The organism is Kosakonia sp. SOY2, from assembly GCF_027109175.1.
Lineage (GTDB): Bacteria > Pseudomonadota > Gammaproteobacteria > Enterobacterales > Enterobacteriaceae > Kosakonia.
The window spans coordinates 275,982-292,304 of sequence record NZ_JAPVXH010000003.1 but is presented as its reverse complement, the minus strand read 5'-3'; the positions used below and the strand labels follow the sequence as shown (position 1 = coordinate 292,304).

Below are 16,323 nucleotides of genomic sequence, written 5' to 3'. Positions count from 1 at the left end.
GGTTCACAACTCTTAAAAATGCATTGTCACGAATGAAAGCGAGTAAACTGATAGGAAACCTCAATGGAGGACAGGACGATGAAACGATTACTGATTCTGGCGGCGCTGCTGCCCTTTAGCGCCTTCGCACAGCCATTAAACACCACCAATGATCCGCACCAGCCTGGGTATGTGATCCCAAGCCAGCAGCGAATGCAAACGCAGATGCTCAACCAGCAGCAACAGCATCAAGGAATGCTGAAACAACAGATGCAAACGCAAACCCAGCTACAACAGCAACAATTGCAGATGCAGATGAACAACAATTCCCAACGGGTAAGGCAGGCGCAGCCGGGGGAGCTCAATCCCGGCGGCCAGCAAGTGCTCCCCAACAACAGCCCCGGGATGCTCAGCGGGGGAACAACTAGCAGCGGTATGACGCAGCAACATATGCTGCCGCAAACGCAAAACGGCGACATGCTGCAAAGCACATCGCCGTCGACAACACCTTAGTACTGGAAATGCGGACCGATATCGTCAATTTTATCGGTGCAGATGCTATCAACGCCCCAGCGCAGCAGTTCCGCCGCCCGTGCGGGCTGGTTGACGGTATAGACCAGGATGCGCAAGCCCGCATCGCGCAACATGCGTACGCGGGCTTCATCCAGCAGTTTATGGTTCAGATGGATCGATACGCAGCCCAGCCGTTCTGTGAGCACCTGCCAGTCATCACGCCACTCATCGAGCAGCAGGCCGCGCGGCAGTTCCGGCGCGGCTTGCTGCGCCGCTTCCAGCGCATCAATTTCAAACGATGAAAGCAGCGGCGGTGTCATTCCGGCCCACAGATCGCGCGCGGCCAGCGCAACCACTTTACCGGTGAGCGCCCCGCTGCCGGTGGTCGGTTTAATTTCGATATTCGCCATCATGCCGTGCTGGCGACAGCGCTCGGCCACCTGGGAGAGCAGCGGCAGCGGTTCGCCTTTGAATTCACCGCTGAACCAGCCACCTGCATCCACTTTCAGCAGATCATTCCACGCCAGTTCGCCCGCGACGCCCCAACCGTTACTGGTACGCTCCAGATTGTCGTCATGCAGCAGGAAAATCTGCCCATCTTTCGACAGCTTGGCATCGAACTCAATCATCGTGTGCCCGTAACGCGCGCCAACATCAATGGCTGCCAGTGTGTTTTCCGGTGCCAGTTTACCGCCGCCGCGATGGGCGACAATGTGGGGATATGGCCAGTTGCTCATACTCGTTGTCCTGTTTCACCATCAAATAAGTGCAGGTGATTTTCCGGCAGATGGAGCCATAACGTGCTGCCCGCCGTCGGGCGATCCTGATGCGACAAACGCACCACCAGTTTCTGCTCGCCCCAGCGACCATGCGCTAAGTTATCCGCGCCGAGGATCTCCAGCGTGTCCATCACCAGCGGTACACCGCCTGCGGCCTGTGAGCTTAGCGCAATATGTTCCGGGCGGATACCCAGCGTCATCTTGCGGCCTGCATACCCGCGATAGTACCAGTTGATCGGCAGTGCCATGCCGCTCTCCAGTTCAAAGTGCGTACCGGCGCTGCTGATACGGCCATCAAGCAGGTTCATCGCCGGGCTACCGATAAAGCTCGCCACAAAGCGGCTGGCGGGTTTTTCATACACCTCAACCGGCGTACCAATTTGCTCCGCCACGCCTTTATTCATCACCAGCACGCGCTGCGCCAGCGTCATTGCTTCCACCTGATCGTGGGTAACGTACAGTGAAGTAGTGTTCAGACGACGATGCAGTTGTTGCAGCTCAAGGCGCATTTGCACACGCAGCTTGGCGTCAAGGTTGGAAAGCGGTTCATCGAAGAGAAACACCGCTGGATCGCGGACAATCGCGCGGCCCATCGCTACACGCTGGCGCTGGCCGCCAGAGAGTTCGCGCGGGCGGCGTTTTAACAGGCCCTCTAATTCAAGAATACGCGCCGCTTCCGCGACACGCCCGGCGATATGCTCTTTGCCCATGCCGCGAATTTTCAGCCCCCACGCCATATTCTCTTCCACACTCATGTGCGGGTAGAGCGCATAGTTCTGGAACACCATCGCGATACCGCGATCTTTGGGCTCCATTTCGGTGACGCGCTGGGTATCAATCCAGATATCCCCGCTGGTTACGCGCTCCAGGCCTGCGACCATGCGCAGCAGCGTTGATTTACCACAGCCCGACGGGCCAACCATCACAATAAACTCACCGTCGGCGACATCCAGCGTCAGCGGCTGGATCACCTGGGTTTTGCCGCTGTCCCAACTCTTGGTGACCGCTTGTAATTTTAATCCTGCCATATAAGGTTGCATCTCTTGATTGTTCGTGAACGTCGCTGGCGGCCATTTTTGCCCAAGGCAAGGCGCGAGCGGCGAAGTTTGGTGGGCCCAAATAAAACGCGAGTAACGAAGCTTTGGGCAAAAATGGCCCCAGCCCTTCGGGACGCGTGCCGAAACCGCGTACTCTGCGTTGTCGGATTTGGACATAGGCCCACTATGTCCATCATCCTCCGCCTTGATTACGCGGTTTCGGCTCAGCGTCGACGTCACGTACAACCTACTTCTCACTGTCGACCAGGCCACGCACAAAGGCGCGCTGCATGGCTAAAACGATAACGACCGGGGGGATCAACGTCAGTAACATCGCTGCCATGACCTGGTTCCATTGCGTGGTGCTTTCACCGCTGGCAATCATGCTTTTTACCCCCGCCACGGCGGTGCCAAGATTGACGTCGCTGATAATTAGCAGCGGCCATAAATACTGGTTCCAGCCGTAGATAAAGGTGATGACGAACAGCGCCGCGAGGTTGGTTTTTGACAACGGCAACACGATGTCGCGGAAAAAACGCATTGGCGATGCGCCATCAATTCGCGCGGCTTCCATCAACTCGTCCGGCAAGGTCATAAAGAACTGGCGGAACAAAAACGTTGCTGTTGCGGAGGCCATCAGCGGCAGCGTCAAACCGGTGTAGCTGTCGAGCATTTTCAGGTTCGCAATCACTTCCACCGTTGGGAAAATACGCACCTCAACCGGCAGCATCAGCGTGCAGAAGATCATCCAGAAGAAGAGGTTGCGCAGCGGAAAGCGGAACCAGACAATGGCGAAGGCGGAGAGCATCGATACGGCGATTTTGCCGACGGTGATGACAAACGCCATGATGAAGCTGTTGGTCAGCATCAACCAGAACGGCGCGCTATTCGCGCCAATACCGTTGACCCAGATGTTGCGCAGGTTCTCCCACAAATGGGTGCCGGGGATCAGCGTCATGGGCGTGTCGTACACGGCGTTGATATCCAGCGTCGCCGTTACGAAGGCGACATACAGTGGGAACAGCACCACCGCAATCCCGAGAATAAGCATGATATGGCTGAATAACGTCAGCCCGGGGCGATTCTCAATCATTGGTAGCGCACCTTACTTTCAACATAACGGAACTGGACCACCGTCAGCACTATCACCAAAAACATCAGCACCACCGACTGTGCCGCAGACGTGGAGAGATCCAACCCGGCGAAACCTTCGCGGTAAATTTTATAAATCAGCGTCGTCGTCGCCTGAACCGGGCCACCGGCTGTCGCGGCGTCGATCACCGGGAACGTGTCGAAAAAGGCGTACACCAGGTTAACCACCAGCAGGAAAAAACTCACCGGCGCAATGAGCGGCAGTGACAATTTGAAGAAGCGACGGATCGGCCCGGCACCGTCAATGGCGGCGGCTTCAACCAGTGAGCGCGGAATGGACTGCAAAGCGGCAAAGAAGAACAGGAAGTTGTAGCTGATCTGCTTCCATACCGAAGCAAAAACCACGAGGAACATGGCCTGGCCGCTGTTTTGCGCATGGTTCCAGTCATAGCCAAACTGCGCCAGAAAATGGGTAAGCAAGCCGCGACCGGGGTTAAAGAGAAAAATCCACAGCACAGCGGCAACCGCTGGCGCAACGGCGTAGGGCAGCAGCATCAGCGTTTGATAAATGCGACTGCCGCGCACCACGTTATCCACCAGCGCGGCAAAAAACAGGGAAACCAGCAGGCCGCTGAACGTCACCCACGCGCTAAAGCGCATGGTGGTCCAGAAAGAGTCCAGGTAATAGCTGTCGTGAAACAGCGCGACGAAATTATCCAGCCCGACAAACTGGCTGGAGAGGCCGAACGGATCGACACTTTGTACCGAATACCACAGCGCTTCAGCCGCAGGCCAGATAAAGAAAATAATGGTGATAGCCAGCTGCGGCGCTACTAACACGTATGGGAGCCAGCGCGAACGAAACACCGGACGGGATGAGGACATAAGCAACTCTTTTCAGATAGGCCGGATAGCAACGGCCTACCGTAAAGTAGGCCGTCTTTGTCTGCCGGATAAGTACTTTTCTCCCGGCAAAACACTACATCAAGACTTGGTGGACTGCTCGAAGCGGCGTAGCAGCTGGTTACCACGCTCAACGGCGGAATCGAGCGCCTGTTGCGGGGTTTTCTTACCGGTCCATACGCTTTCCAGCTCTTCATCAACAATGGTACGGATCTGCGGCATGTTGCCCAGACGCAGACCTTTGGTGAACGCCAACGGCGGCTTGTTCAGCATCTGACGCGTAGCGATATCTGCGCCCGGGTTCTTGTCATAGAAGCCCTCTTTACGCGTCAGATCGTACGCTGCGGTAGTGATCGGCAGGTAGCCAGTTTTCTGGTGCCATTCCGCTGCGTTTTCCGGTTTTGCCAGGAAGTCGAGGAACTGGGCAACGCCTTTGTAAGTGGCATTGTCTTTACCCTGCATCACCCACAGGCTTGCGCCGCCGATAATGGCGTTCTGCGGCGCACCTTTCACGGTGGCGTCATACGGCATCATGCCAACGCCATAATTGAATTTGGCGTAATGGCGAATATCTGCCAGCGAACCAGAAGAGGCAGTAGTAATGGCGCAGTCGCCGTTATAGAACTTCTCAGTGGACTCATCTTTACGCCCGAAGTAGCTGAAATCGCCTTTTTTGTTCAGCTCTTCCAGCATGGCGATGTGTTTCACCTGCTCCGGCTTATTGAACTCCAGTACCGCGTCAGTACCGTCAAAGCCGTTGTTTTTGGTCGCAACCGGCAGACCATGCCAGGCGCTGAAGTTCTCAATCTGGATCCAGCCCTGCCAGCCGCTGGCGTAGCCGCATTTCATCCCGGCCGCTTTCAGTTTGGCGGTGTATTCGGCCAGATCCTGCCAGGTTTTCGGCGGCTGATCCGGATTCAGACCCGCTTTTTTAAGGGCGTCTTTGTTGTAATACAGCACGGGTGTAGAGCTGTTGAACGGCTGAGAGAGCAAATGACCCGTTTTAGAATCGGTGTAGTAACCCGCAACGGTCGGCACAAACTGGCTTTCATCAAAGTTGATGCCCGCGTCTTTAAACACCTGGTAGACCGGTTTGATCGCTTTAGACGCCATCATGGTGGCGGTACCAACTTCGTAAACCTGCAAAATCGCCGGTGCGTTACCGGTACGGAAGGCAGCGATACCCGCGCTCAAGCTCTGCTCGTAGTTGCCTTTATAGATCGGTACGATTTTGTAATCCGGGTGGGTGTCATTGAAACGTTGCGCCAGGGAGTCAACTTCTTTACCTAACTCCCCTTCCATCGAATGCCAGAACGGAATGGTGGTTACCGCCATGGCGTTACCTGCAAAGACTAACCCCATCGCCAGACCCAAAGCTGTATGTCGTAACGTTGTCATTGTGCTCTCTCTTGTTATGCGGATGCGCGATTTCACGCGTTTTTATGCTCGCGAGGTAACATGACATGCTCGAATTACAGAAAAATAACCATTTAATTACAAATAGATGACAGCCAGGCGTCAGCAAAATGTCGCCAGGATGATGGTACGGTGAAGGAAAAATGGCGGTTAATGGGGCGGCCGTCGCGCTTTAGAAAGGAAAAAGGGCTTCCCTGTTAAACAGAGAAGCCCTTTGTAAAGGCGCTTAGAGGTATGCACATTACCGTTTCCCCTGAAAAGGCAGGGATTTCTCCCTGCCTCCAGGTTGCTACTTACCGGATTCGTAAGCCATGAAAGCCGCGACCTCGCGGAACCCATCTTTGTAACGAATTTCGCACAGCGATTTCCGTGTCAGATAAGTGAATATCAGCAGTGTGAAACACACGATAAACACGCACCAGATAAGGGTTCCTTGCGGTAGCTTCATAACCTGCGGCTCCTTGCCTTTCGGCGGGTAAGAGGCTACTCTACATGTGTCGAGCATATAGACAGGCCTCGTTGGTTAATTGAAAAATGACCTTCGGGGCTTTCTTCTTTCTGCCGCACAACTTTTTACCGTCATGAGGCAAAAAGCCTCAAGCGCCACCCGCATCATATCCCATCAAGCCGTCTGGTCGCATCGCAGGAAAACGTTTTTAAGACAAAAAACCGGCCCTTGCGAGACCGGTTTAAATGCTATTACATCAACAAGTTACCCGCCCAGGTAAGCGCTGCGCACCGCTTCGTTCGCCAGTAACGCGTCGCCGGTGTCTTCCAGCACAACATGGCCGTTTTCCAGCACATATCCGCGATCGGCGAGCTTCAGCGCCTGGTTAGCGTTCTGCTCCACGAGGAAGATGGTCATGCCCTCTTTTCGCAGTTGCTCAATGGTGTCGAAAATTTGCTGAATAATGATCGGCGCAAGACCCAGCGAGGGTTCATCCAGCAGTAACAAACGCGGCTGACTCATCAGCGCGCGCCCAATCGCCAGCATCTGCTGCTCACCGCCGGACATAGTGCCAGCCCGCTGGATGCGGCGCTCATGCAGGCGCGGAAACAGTTCATAAACCCTTTGAATACGCGACTGATACTGCTCACGATCGGCGAAAAAACCGCCCATCGCCAGGTTCTCTTCCACGGTCATCCGCGAAAAGACACGGCGACCTTCCGGCACAATTGCCACGGCTTCGCGCATGATCTTCGCGGTCTGCCAGTCGGTAATATCTTTGCCATCAAATACAATGCGCCCGCTGCTGGCGCGCGGATCGCCGCACAGCGTGCCAAGCAACGTGGTTTTCCCCGCGCCGTTGGCACCAATCAGCGTCACGATTTCGCCCTGGTTAATATGCAGGCTGACATCATGCAGCGCCTGGATTTTGCCGTAGTGAGCGCTAACTTTGTCAAAAGATAACATCGCCTTTTCCATCTTATGCCTCACCAAGGTATGCGCGGATCACGTCCGGGTTATTACGAATCTCTTCCGGCGTCCCGTTCGCCAGCGGCGTGCCCTGGTTCACTACATAAATCCGGTCGGAAATCCCCATCACCAGCTTCATATCATGCTCGATCAGCAGGATGGTGGTGTTGTGATGGTTACGCAGCTCGACAATCAGCTCGTCCAGCTCTTTGGTCTCTTTCGGGTTCAGACCGGCTGCCGGTTCATCAAGCATCAGGATTTCCGGCTGCGTCACCATGCAGCGCACAATCTCCAGACGGCGCTGATCGCCGTAAGCCAGGTTGCTGGCCTGGCGGTTAGCGTGCGCTAACAAACCAATACGTTCCAGCCAGGTTGCGGCGCGGTCCAGCGCTTCACTCTGCGCGCGACGAAACGCCGGCGTTTTCAGCAGGCCAGAGAAAACCCCGGTTTTGAGCTGCTGATGTTGCCCCACCAGCAGATTCTCAATCACCGTCATTTCGCGAAACAGACGCACATGCTGGAAAGTCCGCACCACGCCCATACGGGCGATTTGCTGCCCCGGCAACCCTTCCAGGTGCTGGTCACGCAGCATAATGGTGCCGCCCGTCGGTTTATAGAAACCGGTCAGGCAGTTAAACACGGTGGTTTTGCCCGCGCCGTTCGGGCCAATCAGCGAAACGATCTCCTGCGGGCGCAGCTCTAACGACACATTGTTGACAGCCAGCAGACCGCCAAAGCGCATCATCAAACCGTTTACGGATAACAGTGGCTGACTCATGCCTGCTCTCCTTTCGCTTGCCCGTTTTTCAATTTCAACTGCGGACGGGTCATCGGCAGCAAGCCTTGCGGACGCCAGATCATCATCAGTACCATCAAACCACCCAGCATCAACATGCTGTATTCATTGAAATCACGCATTAACTCACGGGATACCACCAGCAGGATAGCCGCGAGGATCACCGCAAACTGCGAGCCCATACCGCCCAATACCACAATCGCCAGCACAAACGCCGATTCGGCGAAAGTGAACGATTCCGGGCTGACAAAGCCCTGGCGCGCGGCAAAAAGCGTACCGGCAAAACCAGCGAACGCGGCGCTGATGGTAAAAGCCGTCAGCTTAATGCGTGTCGGGTTCAGGCCGAGCGAGCGACAGGCGATTTCGTCTTCACGCAGCGCTTCCCACGCGCGCCCCAGCGGCATGCGTAACAGACGGTTAATCACAAACAGCGTCAGCACCACCAGCAGCAACGCAACCAGGTAGAGGAACACCACGCGGTCACTGGGATCGTATTCCACATGGAAGAAGTTGCTGAACGTGTCCCAGCCACCTTCACGGGCAGTACGGCTGAACTCCAGACCGAACAGGGTCGGTTTGGGGATCTGGCTAATGCCGTTCGGGCCGCCGGTGATTTCGGTGTTATTCAACAACAGGATACGGACGATTTCGCCGAAGCCCAGCGTCACAATCGCCAGGTAATCGCCGCGCAGACGCAGCACCGGGAAACCGAGCAGGAAACCGGCGGCGGCAGAAACCAGCCCCGCCAGCGGCAGGCAAGTCCAGAACCCCAGACCGTAATAATGGTTGAGCAGCGCGAAGGTATATGCGCCGATGGCGTAGAAACCGCCGTAACCCAGCACCAGCAAACCGGAAAGCCCGACCACCACGTTCAGGCCGAGGCCAAGGATGATATAGATCATCGTCATGGTGGCGATATCTACCGTGCCGCGCGAAACAACAAACGGCCACGCCACCGCAATCACCAGCAGCGCCAACAGGAACAACTTCTGTTTGAGCGTAGAGCCATCAATTGCCGGCAACACGAATTTCGGACCGGAAACACCCTTCAGGCTTTTCTGGAATACAGGCCGCAGCAACTGGAAGAAAAACACTACCGCGGTGCCGATAAAGATCCACTGCCAGCGGATATCCGCCGCGGTATCGACCACCAGTTTGGTGCCGTTCAGCTCCAGTTGCACGCCCATAAAGACGCTCGCCAGGATGAAAAACATCGCCGCTGAGAGCAGCGCCATCGCAAAATGCATCGGTTTCATACTTTTTCAACCTCCGGGCGACCGAGGATGCCGGTCGGCATCACCAGCAGCACCACAATCAACAGCGCGAACGACACCACATCTTTGTATTCGGTGCTCAGATACGCCGAAGAGAGGGATTCTGCGACACCCAGGATCAGGCCGCCGATCATCGCGCCCGGAATGCTACCGATACCGCCCAGCACCGCGGCGGTAAATGCTTTCATCCCGGCCATAAAACCGATATACGGGTTGATAACGCCATAGAACTGGCCAAGCAGCACGCCCGCAACCGCCGCCATCGCTGCGCCGATCACAAAAGTCAGCGCGATAACACGGTCAGTGTTGATACCCAACAGACTTGCCATTTTCAGGTCTTCCGCACAGGCGCGACAGGCGCGCCCCATACGGGAATAGCGGATGAACAGCGTCAGCGCCAGCATGGCAACGAAGGTCACAATCCAGATAACCAGTTGCATAGTGGTGATCGCCGCAGAGAAGTTTTCGCTGCTGCCGACAACCCACTGCCCATTAAACAGGCTTGGTAGCGCCACATCGCGGGAGCCTTCGGTCAGGCTGACATAGTTTTGCAGGAAAATAGACATGCCGATGGCGGAAATCAGCGCAATCAGGCGTTTGGAGTTGCGCACCGGCCGATAGGCCACTCGCTCGATACTCCAGCCGTAAGCGCTGGCAATGATAATGGCACCGACGAAACCGGCCGCGACCAGCAGCCAGCTGGAGTCGATGCCCATCATCATCAGCGCGGCGATGATCATAAAGGAGACATAACTGCCGATCATATAAACCTCGCCGTGGGCGAAGTTGATCATGCCGATAATGCCGTAAACCATGGTGTAACCAATGGCGATCAATGCGTAGGTGCTTCCCAGCGTGACGCCGTTAAACATCTGCTGCAAGAAATAGAGAAACTGCTCGGACATAACGTAACCTTCTAAAATCTCCCGGAACATTGCGCCCCGGGAGAGGGATGACAGTTATTTCGCCACGGACGACGAACCATCGGCGTGCCATTGGAAGACACCGAATTCAAATCCTTTCAGATCGCCTTTTTCATCCCAGTTCAGCGGCCCAATCACGGTTTTAGCCCCGTTGGCTTTTAAATCTTTAATCAGCGCCAGCGGCTCACTGCTGCCGGCACGCTCCAGCGCGGTGGCCAGCGATTGCACGGCGGCGTAGGTGATCCACACATACGGGCCGCTCGGATCTTTCTTCTCGGCTTTCAGCGCATCGACAATGCTCTGGTTCGCCGGATCCTGGTCATAACGCTTCGGCATTGTCACCAGCATGCCTTCTGCCGCAGCCCCCGCGATATTCGACAGTGAGGCGTTGCCCACGCCTTCCGGTCCCATAAACTGGGTTTTCAGACCGCTGGCGCGCGCCTGACGCAGGATTTGTCCCATCTCCGGGTAGTAACCACCGTAGTAGACAAAGTCGATATTTTCTTTTTGCAAACGCGACACCAGCGCAGAAAAATCCTTCTCACCGGCGGTGATGCCATCGAAGAACACCACATTCGCACCGCCCGCCTTCAGCCCTTCCTGCACGGAGCGAGCAAGGCCTTCGCCGTACTGCTGCTTATCGTGAATGATGGCAATACGCTGCGGTTTCAGGGTGTTCAGGATGTACTTCGCGGCGGTCGGCCCCTGCGAGGAGTCCAGCCCGGCGGTACGCATAATGTGTTGATAGCCGCGCTGCGTCAGCTCCGGGTTGGTCGCACCGGGCGTGATCATCAGGATACCTTCGTCTTCGTAGATGTCCGATGCGGGCTGTGTTGATGATGAGCAAAGATGGCCAATTACATATTTCACACCGTCATTGACGATTTTGTTCGCCACGGCAACGGCTTGTTTTGGGTCACAGGCGTCGTCATATTCCTCGGCGACCAGTTTATCGCCCTTGATCCCGCCCTTAGCGTTGATATCGTGGATAGCCTGGCGCGCACCGTTGAATTCCATATCGCCCCACTGGGCAACCGGACCGGACATCGCACCGACAACCGCTACCTTAATATCCTTCGCCAAGGCCGCGTGAGACATCGCAAGTGCTACTATCCCCGCGATTAATGTCTTCGCGTTCCTTTTCATTGTTGTAAATCCCCATTCGTGATGTCGTGTTTACACTTCCTGCCTCAGGCAGCCGGAACGTTGGCTTGCTGTTGCCTGAATTATTCGTGTAATAATTTTGTTTTATTATGGTTAAAAAGCATTCTGTACTTTTAATGCACAACGCTATTTTTACCAGTGCCTTTAATGGTTTAGCGCAGTTTTTTAGCAAAAACCAGACTAAATCCTCTATTTTTCAGGCTATTAAGCAGAGATAATATTCTGTATTTCTTCCGAGATAAACAAAAAAAGCCCCGACATCAGCATAAAATAACGGCACATAAAGCGGAATAAAACGCTACCAATTAGGTTAAAATCCTGCCTGTTTTTCGATCTCCAATGTTTAACACTACGCCAACCGCTGCAGCAAAATTATTCGCCTGTCGAATGAAAAATAAAAAACGATCAAACCCTGCCATGCGAAATTGATTACACTCACACAATGTTTTGCGTTTTGGACAAGCTGTACATGAAATTGACTATCGTCCGACTGGTGACCTTCACCGAACAGGATCATATTGATTTAGCGAAAGTCTGGCCGGAATACTCCTCTGCATCTCTTGAAGTAGATGACACTCACCGTATCTACGCGGCGCGTTTTAATGACCGTCTGCTGGCTGCCGTTCGCGTGACGCTACTCGGCGTCGAAGGGGCGCTGGATTCCCTGCGCGTGCGCGATATCACTCGTCGTCGCGGCGTGGGGCAATATCTGGTGGAAGAAGTGATGCGTGATAACCCGTCGATCACCAGTTGGTGGATAGCCGATATCGGCGTCGAAGACCGGGCCGTAATGGCTGCTTTCACCCAGAGACTGGGATTTACCGCACAGGAAAATGGCTGGGAAAAACGATAAAGCCCGCGCTGTGGATGTGCCTGGTGGCGCGATGCTTAACAGACCTGCCTTCAAAAAAAGAAAAAAAGCCGGGATTTTCCCGGCTTTTTCAATTAGTTCTGACCTGGACTTTCGCATCGCAGGAAGGCAGCAAGTTCGCTCATCCCCGGAAGTTTACTGAAGTCAGTGACCGGGGTGAGTGCGTGCAGCCAACGCCACTGAGGCGCGAAAGACGACGCTCAGCCCAGCAAATCACTTAGCGTCAGTTGCTGTACCGTTCGCATGCCAGGTGAAGACACCGAATTCAAAACCTTTCAGATCGCCCTTCTCATCCCAGGAGAGCGGCCCCATTACGGTATCCACTGAATGGCCTTTCAGCCAGGTTGCGATAGCCGCCGGATCGGCAGACTGCTCCAAGCCTGCAGCCAGTGATTGCAGCGCAGCGTAAGTGGTCCATACAAACGCACCACTTGGATCCTGTTTCTTCGCTTTGATCGCATCCACAATCGGTTTGTTCGCCGGAACCTGGTCATAGTTTTTCGGTTTGGTGACCAGCATACCTTCTGCGGATTCACCGGCGATGTTAGACAGGGAAACGTTCGCCACGCCTTCCGGTCCCATAAACTGGGTTTTCAGGCCAGCGGCACGAGACTGACGCAGGATCTGCCCCATTTCCGGGTGGTAACCGCCGTAGTAAACAAAGTCGATGTTCTCTTTTTTCAGGCGCGCAACCAGCGTAGAGAAGTCTTTCTCACCGGCAGTGATACCGTCGAAGAACACCACGTTAGCGCCGCCTTTTTTCAGCCCGTCCTGAACTGCACGCGCCAGACCTTCACCGTACTGCTGTTTGTCATGGATAACGGCGATGCGCTGCGGCTTCACTTTCTCCAGAATGTATTTCGCCGCGGTCGGGCCCTGGTCAGAATCCAGGCCGGTGGTGCGCAGCGTCAGTTTGTAACCACGCGCGGTCAGCTCAGGCGCTGTCGCCGCAGGCGTGATCATCAGAATGCCTTCGTCTTCGTAGATATCAGACGCCGGCTGGGTAGAAGAGGAGCAGAGGTGGCCGATAACGTATTTAATACCGTCATTGACCACTTTGTTGGCGACCGCCACCGCTTGTTTCGGGTCACAGGCATCGTCATATTTTACTGCAACCAGTTTGTCGCCTTTGATCCCACCTTTGGCATTAATGTCGGCGATCGCTTGTTCAGCGCCGGTAAACTCCTGGTCACCGTACTGCGCAACCGGACCGGACATCGCCCCGACAACGGCAACTTTGATATCTTTGGCGAATGCCACGTTGCTCATTGCTAACGCAATACATCCTGCCAGTAACGCTTTGCCCTTCATTTTCATCCTGAGTTTCCCCATTGTTATGGTTATTGCATTTGTTGTGATGTTGTTGTGTGGCACATTATTTCGCTTATTATCATAAGCAAAGAATATGATAGTAGTTTTTAGCCGTTCCGCCCGTACCTGAGCAGCATACTCTGCTAAAACATACCCCATTTTTCGGAATATGGAATAACAATTTTGAAGGTTGTACGACAGACTGATGACAGAAAATGAGAAAGCCGCCCATCAGGCGGCTGAATAATTAATCCGTCAGCGACTGGGAGAGAATATCCAGCGCCTTGCGGAACTGAACTTCCGGAATGGTTAACGGGTAGAGGAAGCGAATAACGTTACCGTAAACCCCGCAGCTCAGTAGCAACAGCCCGTCCGCCAGCGCTTTTTCCTGCACCTGTTTAGTAAATTCAGCCGATGCCGCGCCAGTTTGCGGATCGTTAAATTCCACCGCGACCATGGAGCCCTGTGCACGGATATCAGCGATATAGGGGCATTGCGCTTTTGCGCGGTTCAGTACTTCCACCAGATGCTGGCCCAGATGGTTCGCCCGTTCGCAAAGATTTTCTTCTTCAATCACGTCCAGCACCGCATGTGCCGCCGCGATAGCGAGCGGATTGCCCGCATAAGTGCCGCCCAAACCACCCGGCGCAGGTGCATCCATCACCTCAGCACGCCCGGCCACCGCCGAAAGCGGCAAGCCACCGGCCAGACTTTTCGCCATGGTGATTAAATCGGGTTTCACATCGTAATACTCGCTGGCAAAGAGCTTGCCAGTGCGGGCAAAACCGCTCTGCACTTCGTCAACGATCAGCAGAATACCGTGGCTATCGCACAACTTGCGCAGCGCCTGCATAAAATCGTTCGGTGCGACGTTAAAACCGCCCTCGCCTTGTACGGGTTCCAGCAGAATGGCGGCCACCTGATCCGGCGCGATATCCGCTTTAAAAATACGTTCCAGGCTTTTCAGCGCCTCGTCAGTGCTCACACCGTGCAGCGCGTTGGGATACTGGGCGTGGTAAATCGAACCGGGGAATGGGCCGAAGCCAATTTTATACGGCGCGACTTTGCCGGTGAGCGCCATGGTCATGAAAGTGCGACCGTGGAAACCACCGCCAAAGGTAATAATGCCGGGGCGTTTGGTATAGGCGCGGGCAATTTTAACCGCGTTTTCCACCGCTTCGGCGCCAGTCGAGAAAAACGCCGTTTTCGCCGGGCCAGCAACCGGCACGCGTTCGTTAATACGTTCTGCCAGCGAGACATAGCTTTCGTAAGGAACAATCTGGTAAGCGGTATGCGTAAATGCCTGTAACTGTTTTTCCACCGCCGCCATCACTTTTGGATGGCGATGCCCGGTGTTAAGCACCGCAATCCCGGCGGCAAAGTCGATCACTTCGTTCCCTTCCACATCCCACAACGTCGCGTTTTCCGCTTTTGCGGCGTAAAAACCGCACATGACCCCGATGCCACGCGGCGTCGCCTGTAAACGGCGCTGATTCAATTCATTGTTATTCACCTTGATTGCCCCCTGTCTGTGTATGCCCGCTTACCAAGTATATAGCGCCTTTGATAAAGCGATGTTTTACTCAGTCTCGCGCAAGCGCAGGGACACCGACAAGACAGCTTTCCTGCCGCGTTGTGACAGAAGACGAATGAACGCATGATGATGTGAAGATAGTGGCGGCGGGATAATTCAGATAATAAAAAGCCGGGTGAGGCTTGCGCCGACCCGGCTTATTCACTGCAATACGCTTACGCTTCGATCGCGGCGCGCAGTTTTTTCATTGCGTTCTTTTCAAGCTGACGCACACGCTCGGCGGATACGCCGTAGCGATCGGCCAGTTCCTGCAAAGTGGTCTTGTTATCTTCGTCCAGCCAACGGGCGCGGATGATCTGCTGGCTACGTTCATCGAGCCCCTGCATCGCATCGGTCAGCTTGTTGGCCGCCTGCTCTTCCCAGTTGTCATCTTCAATGCCGTCGGCAAAGTTAGATGATTTATCCTGCAGATAGAGCACCGGTGCCATCGGCTGGCTATCGTGCGCATCGTCATCGGAGGACATATCAAACGTCATGTCCTGCGCCGCCATACGCGACTCCATTTCACGCACGTCTTTGCTGGTCACGCCCAGTTCACGGGCTACCATGTCCACTTCATCCTGGTTAAACCAGCCAAGACGCTGTTTGGCTTTGCGCAGATTAAAGAACAGCTTACGCTGAGCTTTGGTGGTCGCGACTTTCACGATACGCCAGTTGCGCAGCACATACTCGTGGATCTCAGCTTTGATCCAGTGCACGGCGAAAGAGACCAGGCGCACACCCACTTCCGGGTTAAAGCGACGCACGGCTTTCATCAGGCCAATGTTACCTTCCTGGATGAGATCCGCCTGCGGCAGACCATAGCCCGAATAGTTACGAGCAATATGAACAACAAAGCGCAGGTGAGACAGAATCAGCTTTTTCGCTGCTTCCAGATCGCCCTGGTAATGCAGCTTTTCAGCCAGTGCCCGCTCTTCATCAGCCGTCAACATCGGCCATGCGTTCGCAGCCCGGACATAAGACTCCAGGTTACCAACAGGGGCTAAAGCTAAAGTTTGCATTTCTTTGGTCATTCAAATCCTCTCAATTCACTTATCAGCTGGCGGCGGTCTGTCCCCATCAGGCAACAAACATGCCAGCGCTTTTGAGCAACGAGAATAGCATTCACATTTTTATCAGACAGTGATTTTATCCACAAGTTCCTTGTAGGTCTGTGAATAAATTACGCACAAAATGTGACATCAGGATGATAAACCGGAGCAAGGAACCTCAGAAGGGATATTACGCTTCCCTGCTACGGGAATACTTCACGTG

17 protein-coding genes and 1 pseudogene are annotated in these 16,323 nt (G+C 54.6%); 3 read left to right on the top strand and 15 right to left on the bottom strand.

Annotation, left to right across the window (positions count from 1 at the left end; genetic code table 11):
• Positions 1 to 78 precede the first annotated feature (78 nt).
• Positions 79 to 492 (top strand): DUF2756 family protein, encoded by a 414-nt coding sequence (locus O3S68_RS18240; protein WP_020455580.1) that lies wholly within the window; start codon positions 79 to 81, stop codon positions 490 to 492.
• Here O3S68_RS18240 and ugpQ read toward each other — a convergent pair.
• The 12 genes and pseudogenes from ugpQ to livK all read right to left on the bottom strand — a co-directional run bounded on the left by ugpQ (position 489) and on the right by livK (position 11,275).
• Positions 489 to 1,229: a glycerophosphodiester phosphodiesterase gene (gene ugpQ, locus O3S68_RS18235; protein ID WP_020455581.1), complete on the bottom strand. Its 741-nt coding sequence runs from the start codon at positions 1,227 to 1,229 to the stop codon at positions 489 to 491. The genes O3S68_RS18240 and ugpQ overlap by 4 nt on opposite strands.
• Positions 1,226 to 2,299, bottom strand: coding sequence for a sn-glycerol-3-phosphate import ATP-binding protein UgpC (locus O3S68_RS18230; protein ID WP_017459562.1), 1,074 nt, complete (start codon positions 2,297 to 2,299; stop codon positions 1,226 to 1,228). The genes ugpQ and O3S68_RS18230 overlap by 4 nt, the downstream gene beginning before the upstream one ends.
• 256 nt (positions 2,300 to 2,555) lie before the next feature.
• Positions 2,556 to 3,401 (bottom strand): sn-glycerol-3-phosphate ABC transporter permease UgpE, encoded by an 846-nt coding sequence (gene ugpE, locus O3S68_RS18225; protein WP_020455583.1) that lies wholly within the window; start codon positions 3,399 to 3,401, stop codon positions 2,556 to 2,558.
• Positions 3,398 to 4,285 carry a sn-glycerol-3-phosphate ABC transporter permease UgpA gene (ugpA, locus tag O3S68_RS18220; RefSeq protein WP_020455584.1) on the bottom strand — a complete coding sequence of 296 codons (888 nt, stop codon included), beginning with the start codon at positions 4,283 to 4,285 and terminating at the stop codon, positions 3,398 to 3,400. The genes ugpE and ugpA overlap by 4 nt, the downstream gene beginning before the upstream one ends.
• 99 nt (positions 4,286 to 4,384) lie before the next feature.
• On the bottom strand, positions 4,385 to 5,701 hold the full coding sequence (gene ugpB, locus O3S68_RS18215; protein WP_269232154.1) for a sn-glycerol-3-phosphate ABC transporter substrate-binding protein UgpB: 1,317 nt from the start codon (positions 5,699 to 5,701) through the stop codon (positions 4,385 to 4,387).
• Between the two features lie 307 nt (positions 5,702 to 6,008).
• Positions 6,009 to 6,107: a Hok/Gef family protein gene (locus tag O3S68_RS18210; RefSeq protein ID WP_231943034.1), complete on the bottom strand. Its 99-nt coding sequence runs from the start codon at positions 6,105 to 6,107 to the stop codon at positions 6,009 to 6,011.
• Positions 6,076 to 6,144: pseudogene (locus O3S68_RS18205) on the bottom strand (DUF5431 family protein); the annotation flags it as partial. The gene O3S68_RS18210 and the pseudogene O3S68_RS18205, both read right to left, overlap by 32 nt.
• A gap of 287 nt (positions 6,145 to 6,431) precedes the next feature.
• Positions 6,432 to 7,145, bottom strand: coding sequence for a high-affinity branched-chain amino acid ABC transporter ATP-binding protein LivF (gene livF, locus O3S68_RS18200; protein WP_044489515.1), 714 nt, complete (start codon positions 7,143 to 7,145; stop codon positions 6,432 to 6,434).
• Between the two features lies 1 nt (position 7,146).
• Positions 7,147 to 7,914 (bottom strand): high-affinity branched-chain amino acid ABC transporter ATP-binding protein LivG, encoded by a 768-nt coding sequence (gene livG, locus O3S68_RS18195; RefSeq protein WP_020455588.1) that lies wholly within the window; start codon positions 7,912 to 7,914, stop codon positions 7,147 to 7,149.
• Entirely contained in the window at positions 7,911 to 9,188 is a 1,278-nt protein-coding gene (locus O3S68_RS18190) for a high-affinity branched-chain amino acid ABC transporter permease LivM (RefSeq protein ID WP_020455589.1), read from the bottom strand. The genes livG and O3S68_RS18190 overlap by 4 nt, the downstream gene beginning before the upstream one ends.
• Positions 9,185 to 10,111, bottom strand: coding sequence for a high-affinity branched-chain amino acid ABC transporter permease LivH (gene livH, locus O3S68_RS18185; protein ID WP_020455590.1), 927 nt, complete (start codon positions 10,109 to 10,111; stop codon positions 9,185 to 9,187). Before livH ends, O3S68_RS18190 begins: the two co-directional genes overlap by 4 nt.
• Before the next feature lie 54 nt (positions 10,112 to 10,165).
• Positions 10,166 to 11,275, bottom strand: coding sequence for a high-affinity branched-chain amino acid ABC transporter substrate-binding protein LivK (livK, locus tag O3S68_RS18180; protein ID WP_269232153.1), 1,110 nt, complete (start codon positions 11,273 to 11,275; stop codon positions 10,166 to 10,168).
• 487 nt (positions 11,276 to 11,762) lie between these two features.
• On the opposite strand from livK, the gene panM reads away from it, so the two are divergent.
• On the top strand, positions 11,763 to 12,146 hold the full coding sequence (panM, locus tag O3S68_RS18175) for an aspartate 1-decarboxylase autocleavage activator PanM (protein WP_044489748.1): 384 nt from the start codon (positions 11,763 to 11,765) through the stop codon (positions 12,144 to 12,146).
• Entirely contained in the window at positions 12,127 to 12,306 is a 180-nt protein-coding gene (locus O3S68_RS18170; protein WP_269232197.1) for a hypothetical protein, read from the top strand. Before panM ends, O3S68_RS18170 begins: the two co-directional genes overlap by 20 nt.
• Positions 12,307 to 12,377: 71 nt before the next feature.
• Here the strand turns inward: O3S68_RS18170 and O3S68_RS18165 are convergent, their stop codons facing one another.
• The 3 genes from O3S68_RS18165 to rpoH form a co-directional block, all read right to left on the bottom strand.
• On the bottom strand, positions 12,378 to 13,481 hold the full coding sequence (locus O3S68_RS18165) for a branched-chain amino acid ABC transporter substrate-binding protein (protein ID WP_269232152.1): 1,104 nt from the start codon (positions 13,479 to 13,481) through the stop codon (positions 12,378 to 12,380).
• Positions 13,482 to 13,722: 241 nt separating this feature from the next.
• Complete coding sequence (locus O3S68_RS18160; RefSeq protein ID WP_269232151.1) at positions 13,723 to 14,988, bottom strand: 4-aminobutyrate--2-oxoglutarate transaminase; 1,266 nt, start codon at positions 14,986 to 14,988, stop codon at positions 13,723 to 13,725.
• Between the two features lie 236 nt (positions 14,989 to 15,224).
• On the bottom strand, positions 15,225 to 16,082 hold the full coding sequence (gene rpoH, locus O3S68_RS18155) for an RNA polymerase sigma factor RpoH (protein WP_045507756.1): 858 nt from the start codon (positions 16,080 to 16,082) through the stop codon (positions 15,225 to 15,227).
• Positions 16,083 to 16,323: the final 241 nt, after the last annotated feature.